This is a genomic window from Paenibacillus sp. FSL R5-0749, assembly GCF_038595085.1.
Lineage (GTDB): Bacteria > Bacillota > Bacilli > Paenibacillales > Paenibacillaceae > Paenibacillus.
This window is the reverse complement of the sequence record NZ_CP152005.1, coordinates 870395-889560: the sequence shown is the minus strand read 5'-3', so window position 1 is coordinate 889560 and position 19166 is coordinate 870395. Positions and strand designations below refer to the sequence as shown.

The following is a 19166-nucleotide window of genomic DNA, read 5'->3' as shown; positions in this document are numbered from 1 at the left end:
ATTATATATGAGTCTGTGTTGGTTTATTGGAGATGACAGGTAGCGTAATTTGTAGTGAAAACGTATCTTCTTCCTGTGACACCTTCAACGTCCCGTTGTGCTGTTCGATCATTTTCTGACAACTAACGAGCCCAATTTCGTTGCTATCTTTCTTTTTGCCAACACGTTTAATCTTATTCTCCACCTCAAGAGTGACCCATTGTTGCTTCAAAGAAATCTGGATATGAACGGGAAACACTGGATCGGCATATTTTCGAATATTTGAAAATATGTTATCCATTACGCGACGCATGGCGACCAGATTGACTTCAAGTAAAAACTCCTCATGATGTGCATCTGTCTGAACCTGCACATCGATATCGTTTAAAACCACTAATTGTTCATCGATGAGTTGATCGATAAGCGCTCTGCCCTCATACCTTTCAAATTCTATTTCCTCTTCTTCAGCGGCAGAGGATACCGTGAAATATTCAAATAGTTTGTCCGACAGCACTTTGATCTGATAGGCCTTCTCCCGGCTATTATGAATATACTGCAACAGATCCTCATGTGTTTTATACTTGTTGAGCTCTATGATATCCATATACCCCAATAGAATCGTGAGTGGCGTTCGTAAATCATGGGAAATCGCCGTGATCAATTCGCGGTTGGCCATCCTGACCCTCTCCTCGCTGCCGAGCCGCTCCACAAAAGATTTCCTCATCTCATCTATACTCTGGGCCAAAGATGACAGTTCATCCTTTCCCGATACCGTAATCGAATATTCCAAATTTCCACCTTCAAGTATTTTGATCTCTTGTTCAAGCAGGCCAATATACGACGTTTTCTTATTAATTATCAGTAGAAAGGAAACGATGAACACGATAGCTGCTATGAAAACACCAATAATCAGAATGAGGTTGTAATATTGATACTCATAAAAGCCAACCAAATATATTTGGGCATCCTGATCCGCAAAATGGATGGTGGTGATGGGTATTTTCGATGGTACAAATTGAGTTAACAGCTCCTCGTTAATGGCAGGATCAATCTCCGTGTTAGAGGAAAATATCAACTTTTCTTTTGCAAAAATATACAGATTTAAGTAGCGCTCATGACTTATCCAATCAGACAATTGCTCATGATTACGTGTTGACACGTTCTGATTGTTCACGAACGCTTCGAATCGTTCAAGCGCATCTTGCTGCCTGTTCTCTACAAAAGTGGATTTGCTTAAATAACTATCCAATACAGTCTCGCCAACAACTTGTAAAATAACGAAAGTACTTACGGCTATGACCAAAGAGATGACAACCGCCAGAACCAGTTTAATCTTCAGTTTCTTTCCCATTAGTAATCTATTCAATTTTGTACCCCTTCCCCCAAACGGTCTTCACATATTTAGGGTTCTGCGGGTCATCCTCCAGTTTGCCTCTCAAATTACGAATATGAACCATCACCGTGTTATTACACGTATAAAAGTAGGGTTGCCCCCAAACACTCTCATATATGTTTTCTGCAGAGAACACCTTTCGTCGCTTCTTAGCCAGCAGCAGCAAAATCTGGTATTCAATTTCAGTTAGAGCAATTTCCTTCTTCCCAACAAACACGGCTTTTGAATCCTGATGGACGGTAAGATCTTTAACGATGATTTGATCCGTTTCTTCAGTTTTCTCCTTGCCCCGATAAACGTAATACCTCCGCAGTAAGGCCTTCACTCTTGAAACGAGTTCTGTATAGGAGAAGGGTTTGGACAAGAAGTCATCACTGCCGGAAGAAAAGGCCAATTGTTTGTCAGAATCCTGCGTTTTCGCCGTGAGAAACAGGATCGGTGCGCTTGTTTGTTCACGAATCTCCAGACATGCCTTCAGGCCCGATTTATTGGGCATCATCATATCCAAGATAATGAGATCCGTCTCTTCGTTTACTTTATCAATCGCATCTTGACCATCTATCGCTTCAATGACTTCATAATTCTCGCTCTCTAATAAAATCCTTACAATTTCACGAATTTCGCTGTTATCATCAGCAATTAGAATTTTCTTACTCATCTGATCCCTCCGTCTAATTTCAGTATAATATGCGCTATTGGCGACTACCAGCAAATACAATCGACTTAAGAATTCTTCAGAAGTTATGTAGTTATCTCTTAATAACTTCGCCTTATACTGTAAATATCTAAAGGTTATTACACAAAGGAGTCGTCAGCTATGCCACAACCCTCGAAAAAAGTAATGACTAACCTATTGTTGGGTCTGTTCCTCATGTTGTTCATTGGTCTGCTGGTCTATTATTCTCCTGCCATAATTAAAATCATGTCTTCCATGGACAACTTCAGAGAATATATTCATTCAACCGGACATTGGGGTCCAATCATGTTCATCTTATTCCAGATTCTTCAGATCGTGGTTGCACCTATTCCAGGAGAAGTGGTGCAAGTCGCAGGCGGATATATTTACGGTACAGCCATTGGTTCATTGTATACAACGATAGGTTTGATACTCGGCTCAGCGATCGCCTTTTATTTCACTCGTTTTATCGGTCGGGCTTACATTTCACGGCTGCTGCAAAAGAAAAATTATAAGTGGATGTCGTTTATACATGATGAGAAGAAGTTCTCCGCTTTTTTATTTATCTTTTTCGTGATACCCGGCTTGCCCAAAGACATGCTTGTGTTTGTTGCCGCTCTTACCTCAATTCGTTCGTTTAAGTTCTTCATGATCCTTATCGTCGGTCGGCTGCCATGGATCATTGCATCTGCCGCCGTGGGGTCCACCATTCATATGCAACAATATACAATCGCCATTAGTATTTCTGTTATCGCTGTAATCGGGTTCGTGCTCGGTTATATCTATAGGGAGAAATTGGTGGGATTGTTCTCCCGGTCTGACACAACCAGAACGAAAGCCAAACTCAAAGCTACACCCAGCTATAGTAAAGAATAGTGTGTTTGGTAGAATGAAAAGAAATACAATACGAACAAAGCCAATCTATTGATATGAACACTGGAGGTATATCTCATGCAAAACCTTGAAACCAATCGATTAATCCTACGAAATTTCACCGCAACAGACGCAGCCGGACTGTTGGAATACACAGCAAATCCCAGAGTGAATTGCTTTATGGATCACCGAATTTCAACACTGGAAGACGCGGCGGCGGAGGTCGCAAAAAGAAGCAATGACGATTCCCAAATCGCAGTCTGCCTGAAAGACAGTAACGAGCTGATCGGTGAGCTGTTTGGCATGAGGGAAGATCAGGATCCTGATACAGATAAGGATTCGAATTCAGATACGTATAGTATTGGTTGGAATTTTAATGGAAGATTCGAAGGGAAGGGGTACGCAAGTGAAAGCGCTAATGCTTTCATCGAGCACCTCTTTATGGAACAGGGAATAAGAAGAGTGTACGCCTATGTCGAGGATGATAACTTTCGTTCCCAGAAACTGTGTGAGAAGCTGGGCATGCGCCGGGAAGGTCTTTTTTTGGAGTTCATTTCATTTGTCAAAAATGAGGACGGCACACCGAAATATGAAAATACGTATCAATATGCACTGTTGAAAAAGGAATGGCTGGCACAGCGTGAAGTACAGAAATAAAGCCTTACAAGCCTCATCATTCGTAAAAAGATTATAGACATGAGAACGTAACCATGCGTACGTTCCACAACAAATACGGCGGCTTCTCCCTGGATAGATTCCAGAGGAAAAGTCGCCGTTTTATTATCGCGCAGAACACTATTGATCGAGCAATGTGTTTATACGGTCACAATACATTCAACTTGAATCCTAGACGGTGCCGCCCCAATATTGCTTTGCAATCTTCTGCCCTTGATCAATCTTCGCCCATTGCTGAGCTTCACTTAATTCGTTACCGCCATCACAGGATGCAAAGCCGCATTGATGAGACAGCAGCAGTCGATCCTTATCGAGGATTTTGGATGCTTCGTCCAGCAAACGGACAACACGTGTTTCATCATCAAGGGTACTCGTTTTGGAGGAAAGCAAACCCAATACAATTTCCGTTTCCGGTCTGTCCTTGAACACTTCCAGAGCTTCGATGGAACCCGCACGATCATCATCCCACTCCAGGAAGAAACGGTCATACTTCAATTGCTTCAGGAACAGATTGGCGATTTTCACATACGATCCACCGCCCATGTTACGGGAATCATAATTACCGCGGCAGTTATGTGTCCACATTTTCAAGCCCAGGCTATGTCCGAAGTCAATCACGGTATTGTTAATATCAATGAATTCAGAAGCGAGACCTTGTACTTCATCTTGATTAATATGCTCCCCTGTAAATGGAGAGTTCGGGTTGTCGTCTGCAAACAGTTCCCACAAGCAATCATCGAATTGCAGAATTTTACCGCCCACTGCAGCGAATTCTTCGACGAATTCCTTATACGCGATTACTAGGCCCTCTTTGAGCTCCTGTTTGTTCTGATAAACGGAATCTGTACCCCCAATGTTATCTGACCAGGAGAGTTCACCGAAAATATGGGATGGCGATGGTACGCAAAGTTTCGTTTGCTGGTCACCCGCCGTGTCTTGCAGTTGTTGGAACAACTGAATGAAATGATGATTCTTTCCGCTTAATTTGTCCGTGATGCGCAGTCCAATATCTTTGCGTGTTTCATACTTCGAAGTTCCGTCCACATCTCTGAAGAAATAGCCGTGATCCGCGATGTAACGCTTCACACCGCCAAATCCCCATACAAAGTCCAGATGCCACATCGATTTGGAGAATTCACCATCGGTAACAACGGACAAGTTATGTTCGATCTCCTTGGCTACAACTTGTTTGATAGCCTCCGTCTCGCACTTCTCATATCCTTCGTAGTTTTCATAGAACGGATATTGGATATCATCGTTATGTTCAATTTGCGTTTTATATTTCAGCAGCTCTTCCGGCCGCAATAAACTTCCTACGATCTGGAACTTGTCAGTCATGTAAATTACCCCCTCGTTGTATACCATGATCATATCACGCCGAGAGCAGTTAGAAGGGATACTTAAAAACCATAACTGGTTATAGTTAAAAGCTATACCCACTTGTTAGCAGATTTCATTGAATTCGTCACAGTGTATCTCTATCCATGACAGTTATTTAAATTTCACACCGTACGACGACGCAGTTCATAGAAATATTGCACCGCTGGATGTTTTAATTTGATCTGCTCGGACATGTTCAGAATTCGTTTTTTGCCAACCCGTCTGTCCATTAAAGCCAGAACATTATACAAAATATCATTGCTCTCCAGATTATCTTCTATAGAAGTAGATAAATATGTGGTAGCTGCAACGGTAAAATTTGATTTACTGAGTGCAGCCTGTGCCCCCAAAAGCGCTTTGGCATGTACGGAGATTTTTCTGCTCCTTGCCATGATATGCAATCGATCCTCGGGGATATTGCCTTTGGACTCTTGCCGGATAACTTCAATCTCATCTTCACTTACAGGAATGAGAATGTTAGGGTCGTTCTTAATCTCCTGTTCCGTCTGATACCAACGGATCGGCGTTGAAGTATCACTCATATTCAGGATGTTCTTTTGATCTACGGTAATGTAACAATTGCCTGATTTATCAGGGGCATAGCGATAGCTGGTTGCACGATACTCCACTTTTCCAATTAACGCGGGACTAAGAAAACTCTCTAATTGTTGCTTCAGTTTACTCCAGGACATAGATCCTCCTATTATCAAAAGCCTACCGCACGTATTGCGGTGATCATTTTATATACTTTTCAATCCATCAATCCTACGGAAACTCATCTAAAATTATAACATAGCCAAACAAAGCAAAGTCCCCTATTCAATCTGAAAACAGATTCAATCCCTCTGTTCGTCGTATCCGCAGATTAAATCCAGTAATTGGTTTAACATTCCTCATGTGATAAACTTGCAGAAATTATCTGCTTTCTATCCATCTATCATTGCCTATCATTACGAAAATACGATGTCATTCACAAGGAGAGGGATTTTAAATGGCTAAGAAGAAAGCAACCTTACCTGCTCATATGGAAAAACTCGTTAAAGATAATGATATTTCTGCTGTAAAAGAAGTATTCGAGCAATGTGAATGGGATGCCCGTGGGGGCTATAGCAAAGGTACAGCCCTCAGCTTTCGTCAAATATCGGATGAAGTGGTCGGCTGGCTAGTAGAGCAAGGGGCAGATATTAATGCACGTGACAAATATCAACGCACGCCTTTACATGCCCATGCCTCACACTGGTCAGGAAATGTAGCCCTGTTTCTTGAATTAGGTGCGGATCTGGACGCTGTGGACTACCAAAATGAAACACCCTTACATGCAGCGGTCAGTGGATATAGAACCACAGTGGTTCAAGCGTTGGTAAACCATGGCGCTGCGATTAACGTAGAAAATAAACAGGGAAATACGCCATTAGCCAAGGGCTTAGTCAATTGCAGGAATAGTGATATTGTCAATCTAGCGGAGATTGCCGCAATTCTGCTGGATGCCGGAGCATCGCTCACCCCGGATATGAAAGAATCGGTGAAGCGGATCGGTAAGGATTTTGAATTCGCCCGTGAGAAGTTCAATAAGGACAAGGTCGATGGAGTTTCAGACGCGCTGATTAAACTGTACCCGTTATTTAATGTTGAGCCGGTCGCGAATCGGATCATGCACGATGGAACCACCCCCATTCAGGTAAAAGAAACCACCTGGCCCAAGCAGCACCAAGAGCTGTGGGAATATCTTGTCCCGGCCCAGGGACATGCGCAAACGGTGCAGGGAGAGATGATCCGCATCACAGGGCGCGTGTCTCATGAAGTATTAGATAATGGCGGAGGTAACTGGGATAGCGAGTATCGCAAGATGCTGGATGCACTGATTCGTCACCTGGGCACTGGTGAGCCACTCACCCCGGCACTTCTCCAAGAAGCATCAGACTTGGTCAGCAGGCTTCATGATGGATATGATTTTGATGCGCCTGCCAGATTATCCGAGTTGGCGGTATTATGGGTAGTAACGAACCCTCAGCCGATCGCCATGGCCCAACCGGAGTATACGCGTTAACGTTCCAAGGATAGACGACAACAGCTAAAAAAGAAGCGGAGTTATTCCCGCTTCTTTTTTAGCTGTTATTTTCTTAATAATCGTCAATACATCATAACTACTACTCTTTCCTGACTAAGTGCGAGTAATACTCGACATGGCTTGAGAGCCTACCGTGGATGAAGTTGCTAATATATCGGGATACCCTCATGATTTCCCACTTTGGAAGTACTCCTAAATAACGTAACTCTTCAATCCCTGTTAGTTTGTTGACCGGAGTATGACGCTTGCCCACACCAAAACTAACCTTACTTATCGTCCGTTCTTTATCCGAACTCGGAAACTTAAATCCCACGTTCCTCCGCCTCAACTTGATCCTTATTTCCAAATTCATGGAGCAGCGTACGAACTTCACTTGTCGACTTGGCGTTCATTAGGCTGTTTCTGAGTTCACTTGCTCCTCGAAATCCGCGGACATAGACTTTAAAGAAACGGGCAAGCGCGCTGAACGAACGTGGCTCCTGTCCTGAATATTGATCATGGAGATCCAGATGCAGCCGTAGCAGATCAAGCAATTCCTCACTGCTGTGTTCCTTCGGCTCCTTCTCAAACGCAAACGGATTCTGGAAAATACCGCGTCCAATCATAATGCCATCCACACCATATTGCTCCGCGAGTCTAACGCCTGTCTCACGGTCCGGAATATCCCCGTTAATCGTCAGAAGTGTATTCGGTGCGATCTCATCACGAAGCTGCTTAATCTCCGGAATCAGTTCCCAGTGAGCGTCTACCTTGCTCATTTCTTCTCTCGTCCGCAAGTGGATGGACAGATTCACGATGTCCTGTTGCAAAATATGAGTTAACCAGTCGCGCCATTCGTCGACTTCCGTGAATCCGAGACGCGTTTTTACACTGACTGGCAGTCCTCCGGCCTTCGCCGCCTGAATAATCTCCGCCGCAAGAGCCGGGCGGCAGATCAAGCCGCTTCCTTTTCCATTCTCAGCCACATTCGCTACAGGACAGCCCATATTAATATCGATACCTTTAAAGCCTTCTTTCGCCATGCCAATACTCATCTCACGAAAGAATTCCGGTTTATCTCCCCAGATGTGAGCCACAATCGGCTGTTCATCTGCTGTAAATGTCAAACGCCCACGCACGCTCTTGTGCCCCTCCGGGTGACAATAACTCTCCGTGTTCGCAAATTCCGTAAAAAATACATCTGGTCGTCCTGCTTCACTTACCACATGACGAAACACAACATCCGTCACATCCTCCATCGGTGCCAATATAAAAAATGGTCGTGGCAATTCACGCCAAAAATTGTCTTTCGTCATATCCAAAACCTCTCTATGCATACTAGGGAACTTCTTTATCCCGAAAATTAAATCATCTGTAACCGATTATATCACACCCCCGAGAGAAGCATACTTCTCCCGCCAGCCTGAATAAACAACGTCGACTACGTAGGAATGGATATCTAAATATCTTGAATGTACCATTATAAAACCACTGCTTGGCGCAAGACAACTTCATTATCCACATTTATACTAACTTCTTTTTTCCATCTGTTCATTCCTATGCATTCACTTTATTTAACCCATCAAGGAGTAGCTATATATGTTTGACATCATAATATATCATATATATTATAGATACATGTAATCTTTAATTAAAATCAGACAGTGTCAGACCTTGCTCGAGATTGCAGTTTAACATACAACAGACAGTACAGTTAGAAAGGAGATCAATAAACATGGATGTACTAAAAAGTCAGTACGAAATGATTAAACGGACAAGGGAATCCCTCTTCCGAATGTGTGAAAACATGTCCCCCACAGCGTATATTAAACCGGTAGAAGCTTTAGGTGGAGATTCAATTCGTAACCTGCATGTTCATGTTACAGATTGTTATCGCGTATGGTTAGGTGTGCGTGGTCTTGGGCGATCCATGCCCAAAATAAAACCAGAATCCATCCAAAATGTTCAGCAGATGCGTAAATTATTTGAGGCGACAGACTTACTCGTTAACGAATTCCTGCAGAATTTTAGAAGCAACTGGAACCCCGACATTCAATCCAGTTGGATGAGTGAAACCGCCGAATTAAGTGAATTATGGCTTTTTACACATTGCACAACCCATGAATTCCATCATCGGGGACAAATCGCAAAAATAGCCAGACTACTCGGATACATCCCGCCCAAAATGAATTTAGCAAAATAAAATGAGCCTGGAATCATCTATTTAACAAAATAGATCAACGGTATGCCATTCTACTGAATTCTTATCAAGTATAGGCTTTTTTGTTATGCCTTTTTTTCGACACATTAAAGATAATGAATATCTTGCTAGGCTTCATCTTCTCTCTTTATGAAACGTGTTTTCATACCGGGAAATCAGGAAGATTAGATATATTATGAATCCAACTGTACACCCTGAATGGGAAAAAAGCGGAATGAGCACTAATTAGCACTCATTCCGCTTTTCTAGCTTCCCCGGACTGTACCTTACGAATCATCCAAAAGTTTATCGATTACCACCTAGATTAGATTCGATTTCTGTAACAATCTCTGCATGATCGTGGCAATCTCGGCACGTGTGATCTTACCTTTTGGCGCCAATAAAGACTGGCTGCGACCCTGCACAAGACCGTACTTCACGCTGTCCACTGCACTGATGCGTGCCCATGAGGATACAGTAGTCTCATCTTGGAACATCTGGAGTGTGGCATCTAAAGACTCTGCGTTCAGGCTATCTTTTAATCCAGTAATCGTCATCGCTTTCGCCAATATAACCATCGCTTGTTCTCTTGTAATCGTTTCGTTAGGATGGAAAGTACCATCCTCGAAGCCGTTGATCAGCCCATATGCATGTGCTGTGCGGATAGCACCATTGTACCAATCCTCAGTCTTCACATCCGTAAATGGAGTTTCCCCATTCTCCGGACGAAGTCCCAGACCACGAACAACGATGGCAGCGAACTCTGCACGAGTCACGGCTCGATCAGGATTGAAGATACCATTGCCAACGCCCTCCACAATCATGCGAGATCCCATATCATTTACAGCTTCTTTACCCCAATGATGCATTACGTCTGTAAATTGTAATGGATGCCACACTACTGCATATGTGCTATTAGTCAGGCTGTTAATTTGAGCTTCGTATCGGCCATTGTTTTGACGTACTTTGGTCGGGACATGACGAACTGATCCGTCTGGCTCCACGACAACGCCAGTTGTAATTTTGTTCGGATCTATGCCTTCTGGCATAGCTATCGTTCTTTCGACATATGCATCGAAGTTTTTTACTTCAACAGACTTGTCACCATAAACGGCATTAACTGTAAAATTAAGCGGCTGAGCAATCAGAGTTAAATCATTGTGAGCGACTGCGCGATCTACAATGTCCGATTGAACTGAGGTCGGAGCTGCAATTTCAATCTGTACCTTGATTTCCTGCAAGTCATTAGACACTCCAACTTGGCTCGCAATCTCCCCAATGCGGATTTGTCCAGCAGGAACAGTGTACGAAGCCTGCTCTGTTTTGAATTCGAGAATAGCTTGATAATCTTCCATCGTTTTAATCATCTCGCCTGTAAACTCACCCACAAAAACGTCGTACGTTTGATTAATAGGAATTGTGACAACCGCGTGTTGTCCTTCCTCTGCCAATCTGTCATTCAGCTTCTGCTGATCTACTACAATTGTCAATGCGGTTTGTTGGTCACGCCGGGATATGATCGCTTGTCCAGCATTTTCCACTTTTCCATTAACCAAAATATTGACGCCTGTAGTTGGTGTTGTTGTCGGTGGTGTGACAGGCGTTAACTGTGGGTTTGATGGAGCTTGTGTTACAGGCGGGTTGGTTGACGGAGCAGAGGCCGCTGCAGGCACAACTGCATTGGACCTAGTCGAATCTGTACTTTTGCCTGCACCGTTAATGGCTTTCACCGTAAACGTATAGCTTATTCCGTTACTCAATCCCGGTACTGTTATTGGACTAGTGCTGCCTGTAATTATCGTATTCCCAGGCGATACAGTCACTTCGTATCCCGTAATTGGACTTCCACCATCATGGACTGGCGCTGCAAATCTTACGGTCGCTTGTCCGTTGCCCGATGTCGCTGTCACATCTGTTGGCGATCCCGGAACGCTTGATGGAATTACACTTACTTGATTGGAGGCTTCACTAAGCCCTCCCTTATTCTCTGCTTTTACAACAAAGTAATATGTCTTGCCGTTAACCAACTCAGGAATGGTATAAGGTGATGATGCCTCGGCTGTGATTTCAACCCTATGATCAGGATCATCATCTGTTGCCATGTAAATTCGGTACTCTACATCGGGTTCCGTTTCCCATTTCAACGTGACATGACCATCCCCAGGTTCGGCTGTCAGATTCCGAGGGTTGGCTGGCGCATTAGGCAGATTTACGGCCTGTATTACTTTGAAAGTGACTGGTACCATCAGATCTGCTGTCAACGTAACCGTTGCTGTATATGTTCCTGCGGGCAATCCGTCCTTGGCACGGAGAGTGAACTCTGTCTGATCTCCAGCGATCAATTCAGCATCCGGCTGCGTAATAACAAAGGCATCCGAATCATGCCCGCTCAGAGAGGCAGATAAATGAACCAGATTTCCTGTTCCCGTATGCTGAATGGATACGCTGTTCGTTTCCTGAGTACCGGATTCATAATCGAGCATGAGCGGTTCCAATGTGCGATCTTCAATTGGAGCAATCGTATACGTTGGAGCTGCTGTCACCGTAAGAACCATGCTGCCTTTTTTGCTGATATCTGCTGTTGAGGTCGCGTAAATGGTATATTCCCCTGGCTCGGCATCGGCTTCTACCGTAACATAGCCGGAATCGCTGACCTTCACCTTGTTGGTTGCATCGCTACTGCTCCACATCACCGTTACATCCGCTCCGCCTACGGTATCAACCGTTGCCGTCAGTTGTCTGCTCTCTCCCTGCATAAGGCTGTCCGTAATCGGATTAACCGTGACGCTGTTCACGGCCGGTGCATACGTCACCTTAATGGTTGCCGTTGCAACCTTGGTTAGATCGTACACGGATGTCGCTGTAATCACATAGTCACCTGGCACGGCATCGGAAGCAACGCTAACATTTCCCATGCTGCTTACGGTTACCTTGTTGCTGGAATCGTTGCTCGTCCACATCACGGAAGAATCGGCTCCACCTACCGCAGTTACCGTGGCAGTGAGTTGCTCGGTTCTTCCTTGTGCGACAGAAGCATTTTCCGGATTGACAGCGATATTGTGAATAGCTGGCGCATACATCACGGTAACGGTTGCCCTTCCCATCTTGCTGCTGTCTTCAATCGATGTAGCTGTTATCGTATAATCCCCTGGTACAGCATCCGCTGCAACCGTTACGAAGCCGGTATTACTTACAGAGACTTTGCCGGTTAGATCACTGCTGCTCCATGTTACCTCCGTCGAAGCTCCACCGACTGCCTCAACGATTGCCTCTAACTGTGTACCATCTCCTTGCACGATGCTTGCTGGATCAGGCGTAACGATAACTCCGTTTACTGCTGGTGCATACGTCACCGTAATGGTTGCTGTACCCACCTTACTGCTGTCTACCGTCGAAGTTGCCGTAATGGTGTAGTTCCCTGGCATAGCGTCTGGGGCAACCGTCACGAAGCCGGTATCGCTTACCTCAACCTTGTGATCCGTATCACTGCTGGCCCATGTCACCGTTGCTCCCGCCCCACCTACAGCGTTTACCGTTGCGACCAGTTGTCTGCTCTCTCCTTGCATCAAACTGTCGGTATCTGGGCTAACACTAACGCTATTAACAGCTGGTGCATAGGTAACCGTAATGACCGCTGATTGCCTCTTACCCGTATCATAAGTGGAAGATGCTGTAATGGTGTAGTCGCCCGGTGCAGCATCCGATGCTACACTAACCTTCCCCGTTGCATCTACCGTTACTTTGTTACTGAGATCACTGCTATGCCAGCTTACCGTGTCTGGCGCTCCACCTACGGCAACTACCGTTGCCGTTAACTGGGTGCTCTCACCCTGCATCAGGCTATCCGTACTTGGATTAACGGTTATACTCTGAACTGCTGGTGCATATGTCACCGTAACGGTTGATGTAGCTGTCTTGGTACTATCGAACGTGGAAGTCGCCGTGATGATGTAATTACCTGGTGTTGCGTCCCGTGCAACTGTAACTAAACCCGTAGCATTAACTGCGACCTTGTTCGTTGCATCACTACTGCTCCATGTCACCGTTGTTGGCGCCTCTCCTACGGCGTTAACAGCAGCCGATAGTTGCCTGCTTCCACCCTGCATCGTACTTGTCGTGATCGGGCTCACAGTTACACTGGTGACGCTTGGTGGAGGCGGCGGCGTGAATTGGGCTGCCCTTATATTTACCACTTTTCTGTCATCCTCGTCCCACACCGCATACAGCGCTCCATTCATTGCTGTTATGGCAGGATTTCTGGCGGTTTTAGTTGCAAAAGCATTCAAGCCACCATTTCTTCCATTTTCGGCTAGAGCCCATCCATTGCCGTTATACTTTTTTATGCGGATCTTGAAAACGGGAACTCCGCTTACCCATTCTCCTGAATTTTCGGACCAAGTGGCATATAATTCATTATTCAAACTAGCTAACTGAACTTCAAAAGCACGCATCCCTATATTTACGTTGATACCATATTCGCCATCTCCATCAATATTAGTCCAGGTGATGCCGTCAAATTTTTTGACACGGATCTGATCATCCGTGCTATATTGACCACCGCGGGCTTCTACCCATGCTACATACAGATGATCATCGATAACACTTAAGACCGGGGTTATTGCGTTGTTCCAACTAACCTTGTTCAATCCAACTCCACCGTCGACTACTGTCCAATTGTTGCCATCATACTTCTTAGCACGCACCGAATAATAGCCGGTACCCACTTTTTCAGACCATAGAGCATATAAATCATTACCATATACAGCCATGACGGGGCTACCTGCTCCACTGCCTGGACTCACGTTCAACCCATCTGCTCCGCCCCCGTCAAGGCTTGTCCACGTGACGCCATTATACTTCTTAGCGCGAATCTTAGCTGCTTCTGTCCAGATTGCGTACAACTCATTATTGTATTCAGCCAACTTGGGAGTACCCGCGCTTACGGAGGGACTTTCATTAATTCCTTCTGTGCTTCCTCCTTCAGCATTTGTCCAGCTCGTACCATCATATTTTTTGACCCGAATCTGGCCAATAGAAGAAGTTTTCATTTCCGTCCAAGACAAATATAGAGCGTTATTGTACACGGCGAGGGTCGGAGATACGACATCTTTGGTTAAATCGTAATTCAGACCATATGTTGGGTGACCGCCGTCAACACTAATCCAGTTTGAGCCATTAAACTTTTTAACTCTGATCTGGCTAATTGTAGGCGTACTCGGAATCGTTTCTTTCCATGCCACATAAATCTCACCATTCCATTCCACTATGGCAGGTTTTTCACCCCTCATGGCTGAATTTACATTAATGCCAGTTGCTCCATTCCCATCAATGATCGACCAGCCGGATGCCGCCGAAGTTACACCGCCCCCAATCACTAAAGATGGTATAAAAAGAATGATGGCTAGAAACAGATGTGCCATTCTTCGAAAATTTCCGTATTTCTTACTTGCTCCCCCCACTGAAATCATTACATGTCTCCCCCTCCGCAATATTAATCAGTTGCATTCTACTCAGCATAACGGAGTACACCTTAAAAAAACCTTAAAAAACGATGTTATTCGACTTTATTCGACGACATTAATCATACCCGTCCACCAATCCACATTTTCAGTTAACTATCCATCAAATAAATACAAAAAGAGCCCCACCGCATGTACGATGGAACCCATTGATATAACACATGTTCTCTTAAGACAGCCCATTAGGAATATGAAAGGCAACGCTCGTTCCATGCCCAGGTTCACTCGTTAGTACCAGTGAAGTTCCGTATTCAAATCTCAATCGCTTATCGATATTTCGTAAACCTACTCCTTGCTGGACGGCCGATTCGCTATGTTCAAGTAATATCTTCATACGGTCGGGAGGAATTCCGACTCCGTCATCGGATACAACAAATAACCAATCCTCTTCTAATCTCTGCACTATCAATTTCACTGTTCCGCCTTCAATTCGATCTCCGATGCCGTGGCGAATCGCATTTTCGATCAACGGCTGAAGCAGCAACGGTGGTATCTGTAAACGATATGCCTCTTCAGGAATCTCATATTGGAAGCAAATACGGTCCCTGAATCTTGCCTGCTCAATCTGTACATAGGTTTGAATAAGCTTGAATTCCTCATCGAGTTCGATGCGTTTATCTGAATTGCTGAACCGAAAGCTTCCTCGCAAATAATCAGCCAACGCGATGATCATGCTCCGTGCACGCTCTATATCTGTATAACTGGAGGCAACGATACTATTAAGAACGTTATATAGAAAATGCGGCTTGATCTGCGATTGAAGGAAAGCCACTTCCATATATACTGCACGTCCCAATGATTCCTTCATGGCAAGCAAACTTCCGATTCGGGCTTTTAATTCTTCCAAATCAAACGGTTTGGGCAAGTAGTCGTTTGCTCCAACCTGATATGCAGCCACCTTATCCTGTGGTTGAATTGCCGCAGTAACCATCAACACGGGCAACTCCAGGAGTGAATAGCGCTTGCGAATTTCTTGACATACTTCGTATCCGGACATGCCTGGCATCATCAGGTCCAGAATGACAAGGTCAATTCTGCCCGGTTCATCGATCTGGCGAAGTGCTTCGTATCCATCTTTGACTGCGATGATCCGATAGTCATGGGATTGTAGCGTATCCAGCAAAACCTTCAGATTGACATACTGATCATCAACGATCAAAATCGTGCGCTTACCAGCGGCATTCGCAATATACGGTGTAGGAAACGAATACTCGTTCTCCAAAGGTTGAATGTAAGATGCTGATGAATGGTCCGAGCTAGCTATATTTTCATTATTTGACGTTGCCCGCTGCAGGGTAAACGTGAATGTCGTCCCCACGTCCAGGGTTGAGCTCACGGATAGTGTCCCCCCTTGCAGATTGATCAGCTGCTTAGCGATAGACAGCCCAAGCCCGGAGCCGCGTTGGCTTACTTCTTCCATGGATTTGAACGGCTCAAAGATAGACGGCATATCCTCCGGATGTATACCCGCTCCCGTATCCTGTACTTCGAATTGCAACAGGCCTTCTTGTTCCTTCCCGGCAACAATGATCGTTCCGTTCTCTGTGTACTTGATTGCATTGTCCAGCAGATTGCTAATGACCTGACTTAACCTGATTTCATCAGCATAAGCGAGCGGCAAGTCCGCTGGCACCTGATTGACGAGTTGAATCTCCTTTTCCGCACTGAGATAAGAGTAGAAACGGATTTGCATCTCTACGACTGAACGGACATCGACTGGCGCCGGATCAATTCTAAGCTCCCCCTGTTTAAGCTTCGACAAGTCCAGAATGTCATAGACAATCTGAGAAAGCTTCCTGGTAATATCGATCATCAACTGAAGCTTCTCTCGTTGCCCTGACGTAGGAGGTAACGCAGTATCATCAAGCATAGACCGGGATATGTTCATAACACCATGAAGAGGCGTCTTGAATTCGTGTGAGGTACGTGCGAGAAAATCATCCTTGTGCTTGTCCGCCTCCATTAACTGACCCGAGAGTTCCTCTATTCTCTGGAATGCGTTTGAGAAGCGGAGCGACATCAATAGTGCAAGCATGAGCAGTACAAGAAATGGCTCGACGGGTGGCAGCGAATAGATCGGAACGCCAAAGTAGACGTTTAAGTTCTGGTTCAACACTAGCGCGTTCAAAGCCATCGCCGCCACAGCCAGATACCAGCTGCCAGCCACTCTATTTAGAACAGCATATACAAACACATAGGTGGCGTACAACAAAGCTAACGTGACGTACAGTGATGTCACAAGGCGAAACGGCCCTGTCGTAATTTGCGTAGCAAAGCCCATATGCAAGAGAAGTAAAGCACCTCCTGATAGTAGTCCTGCCTTCGTAAATCCTCTATAACTGTAGGGACGAAAAGCAGTATACACATACAAGAAAAATCCTACACCTACCCCAATGGTCAACACCATTTGAATGCGAAAATATAGCCAAAATGGAAGTGGGCCCAGCGCATCGAACAGCACCCTCTCACCGCTGATGCTTGTAAACGCTGCAATAAATACACAGACGAGTCCGAATACAACAAGGGACTGATCATTCCTGCGCTGAGAAAATAATCCGATAAAATACAGCCCCATGATCAGGAAGGCTGTTAGGGCAATCCAATCGTGTGCTGTCGCGACATCCCGAATTTTCGCAATTTGGTCAGCCTTGCCAAATTGGATAGACTCCCCGATTCCACTCGTTACCCGGAATTCATGGTTGGCAACTTCGATCACGATATCGTTCCAGCCTGGCTTTAAAGTGAAATAACTGACATATGGCTTGTTAAGCGCCCAATAATCGTCTTTGTGATCGGGATACCCGCTTGAGCCCACGACTTGCCCGTTGACGATAAGCCTATTGGAGATCAATATGGCTGCCGTCTTCATTCCATATATGACGCTATCGTCATCAATTAAAAGCTTCAAACGATACGTTGCCACACCCAACGTATCCATCTGTTTGGACCATGACCCGGGCACCTGAATGAAAGAAGGGGCTTCATCTCCCGCTTCCTCAGAGGTGAGGGGATGGCTGAAGAGTAGTCGATTCGGGTAAAACTCCCATTGCCCGTCCAGCCGGACGACACCCTTCTCCTGAAATGCCCAATTGGTTAAGTCCATGACTCCATTGGCCGCCATCGGCATCGTTTTCTTGTTAAAAGTAAAGTATGTTAACAGCATACCGTAAGTCGCGAACAACATTGTCAATGTAATTAGGATCGCAACGATTTTGCGTTTCATTGAAATGTGCGCCCCGATCCCTCCATCGTGTTCTGAATCAATAACAACGTCTCCTCCTCCAGTTCTGTTCCAAGTTGAATGCGCACGGCTTGCTCTAACTCCTGACTTACACGGTATGCCTCACTCCGGTTACTGAGTTCCAGATGAATTCTAATCAACTCACGTCCATCGATCTCGGAGTCAGGAACAAGTGCCAGTAATCGCTGTAAGCTATTAGCTGCAAACAAAAGCTTTCCTTGGCTACGATAATACATATACCATTTGCGAAGTGCACGGACATACAACGACTTGATATTCAACTGTCTGGCAATTGCCCAGTCAAAATTGCATCCATCCATATAATCTCCGACGTACATCTCGTTCATCTGATCATAATGAAGCTCATTTATGTGCTCTTCCGCCAATATTTTATTTAACAATGTCTCGAATTGAGAGACATCTATTGTAATGTCGTTCAGTTCAGCGGAAAACCCCTGATTTCCTTTACGGATATGAATTGCTACGCCATGCTCTGTCAAGCTTCTTCGAAGATAAGAAAGACAGGTGTACAAATACGATTTGGCTTTATCGAGATCGTAACCCGGCCACAACGCCTCTATAATGACAGCGGCATTTACGCGCTTACCTTCATGATGAATTAGAAATGCGCATAGCTCCCGCTCTTTTTTCGTTTTCCATATAACTTCCTTGCCCGTATCGCCTGGTGATATGATATGGAATCCTCCGAGAGAAAGAACTGACGGAACTAAAAGCTTATTTTCCTCTGTTAGACTGGACTGCTTGTACAGATCTTTGGTTATCCGTGCCACCGTATTCTGTAAACGGCTCACCGTAAACGGCTTTAACAGATAGTCGGTTGAATCAATCTCAAACGCTTCTAATGCATACTCGGCATAGGCCGTCGTGAAAATGATCGGCAACTCAGGAGAAATGCTTCTTATTCGCCGAGCTGCTTCGGTACCCTTCATACCCGGCATTTGGATATCCAAAAACACAGCATCTATCATGGTTCGGTTTAAATCTTCCAACGCCTGAAGGGGATTTAGATATCTTCCAGCGATCTCCACATTCCCCATTTGACCAAGCAATATTTCAAGCAGATCTAGTGCATCTTCTTCATCGTCAATCAACATAACACGGATCATTGGCTGTTCTCCTTTTTCGTTCATGCTAAAGATTAGCGGCCTTGAATCAATGTTTA

At 44.9% G+C, this 19166-nt stretch carries 12 protein-coding genes; 4 read left to right on the top strand and 8 right to left on the bottom strand.

Annotation, left to right across the window (positions count from 1 at the left end):
• Position 1: 1 nt before the first annotated feature.
• Both MKY85_RS04065 and MKY85_RS04060 read right to left on the bottom strand, forming a co-directional pair.
• Positions 2 to 1345: a HAMP domain-containing sensor histidine kinase gene (locus MKY85_RS04065; protein WP_342571849.1), complete on the bottom strand. Its 1344-nt coding sequence runs from the start codon at positions 1343 to 1345 to the stop codon at positions 2 to 4.
• Positions 1338 to 2030 carry a response regulator transcription factor gene (locus MKY85_RS04060; protein ID WP_339239549.1) on the bottom strand — a complete coding sequence of 231 codons (693 nt, stop codon included), beginning with the start codon at positions 2028 to 2030 and terminating at the stop codon, positions 1338 to 1340. The genes MKY85_RS04065 and MKY85_RS04060 overlap by 8 nt, the downstream gene beginning before the upstream one ends.
• A 159-nt stretch (positions 2031 to 2189) precedes the next feature.
• On the opposite strand from MKY85_RS04060, the gene MKY85_RS04055 reads away from it, so the two are divergent.
• Entirely contained in the window at positions 2190 to 2924 is a 735-nt protein-coding gene (locus MKY85_RS04055; protein ID WP_342571848.1) for a TVP38/TMEM64 family protein, read from the top strand.
• A 75-nt stretch (positions 2925 to 2999) separates the two neighbouring features.
• Positions 3000 to 3578, top strand: a complete 579-nt coding sequence (locus tag MKY85_RS04050; RefSeq protein WP_342571847.1) for a GNAT family protein — start codon at positions 3000 to 3002, stop codon at positions 3576 to 3578.
• Positions 3579 to 3767: 189 nt separating this feature from the next.
• On the opposite strand, the gene MKY85_RS04045 is transcribed toward MKY85_RS04050, so the two are convergent.
• Positions 3768 to 4934, bottom strand: coding sequence for a cobalamin-independent methionine synthase II family protein (locus MKY85_RS04045; RefSeq protein ID WP_342571846.1), 1167 nt, complete (start codon positions 4932 to 4934; stop codon positions 3768 to 3770).
• A 164-nt stretch (positions 4935 to 5098) separates the two neighbouring features.
• Positions 5099 to 5668 carry a hypothetical protein gene (locus MKY85_RS04040; protein WP_342571845.1) on the bottom strand — a complete coding sequence of 190 codons (570 nt, stop codon included), beginning with the start codon at positions 5666 to 5668 and terminating at the stop codon, positions 5099 to 5101.
• A gap of 299 nt (positions 5669 to 5967) precedes the next feature.
• On the opposite strand from MKY85_RS04040, the gene MKY85_RS04035 reads away from it, so the two are divergent.
• Positions 5968 to 7023 (top strand): ankyrin repeat domain-containing protein, encoded by a 1056-nt coding sequence (locus MKY85_RS04035; protein ID WP_342571844.1) that lies wholly within the window; start codon positions 5968 to 5970, stop codon positions 7021 to 7023.
• A gap of 323 nt (positions 7024 to 7346) precedes the next feature.
• On the opposite strand, the gene MKY85_RS04030 is transcribed toward MKY85_RS04035, so the two are convergent.
• Positions 7347 to 8339 carry a tRNA-dihydrouridine synthase gene (locus tag MKY85_RS04030; protein WP_342571843.1) on the bottom strand — a complete coding sequence of 331 codons (993 nt, stop codon included), beginning with the start codon at positions 8337 to 8339 and terminating at the stop codon, positions 7347 to 7349.
• A 419-nt stretch (positions 8340 to 8758) separates the two neighbouring features.
• On the opposite strand from MKY85_RS04030, the gene MKY85_RS04025 reads away from it, so the two are divergent.
• Positions 8759 to 9226 carry a DinB family protein gene (locus tag MKY85_RS04025; RefSeq protein ID WP_342571842.1) on the top strand — a complete coding sequence of 156 codons (468 nt, stop codon included), beginning with the start codon at positions 8759 to 8761 and terminating at the stop codon, positions 9224 to 9226.
• A gap of 317 nt (positions 9227 to 9543) precedes the next feature.
• Here the strand turns inward: MKY85_RS04025 and MKY85_RS04020 are convergent, their stop codons facing one another.
• From MKY85_RS04020 to MKY85_RS04010, 3 genes are all read right to left on the bottom strand, one after another.
• A complete protein-coding gene (locus tag MKY85_RS04020; RefSeq protein ID WP_342571841.1) occupies positions 9544 to 14691 on the bottom strand; it encodes an Ig-like domain-containing protein in 5148 nt (1715 codons plus the stop codon).
• 220 nt (positions 14692 to 14911) lie between these two features.
• Positions 14912 to 17965, bottom strand: a complete 3054-nt coding sequence (locus MKY85_RS04015) for an ATP-binding protein (protein WP_342571840.1) — start codon at positions 17963 to 17965, stop codon at positions 14912 to 14914.
• Entirely contained in the window at positions 17962 to 19110 is a 1149-nt protein-coding gene (locus tag MKY85_RS04010; RefSeq protein WP_342571839.1) for a response regulator, read from the bottom strand. The genes MKY85_RS04015 and MKY85_RS04010 overlap by 4 nt, the downstream gene beginning before the upstream one ends.
• Positions 19111 to 19166 lie beyond the last annotated feature (56 nt).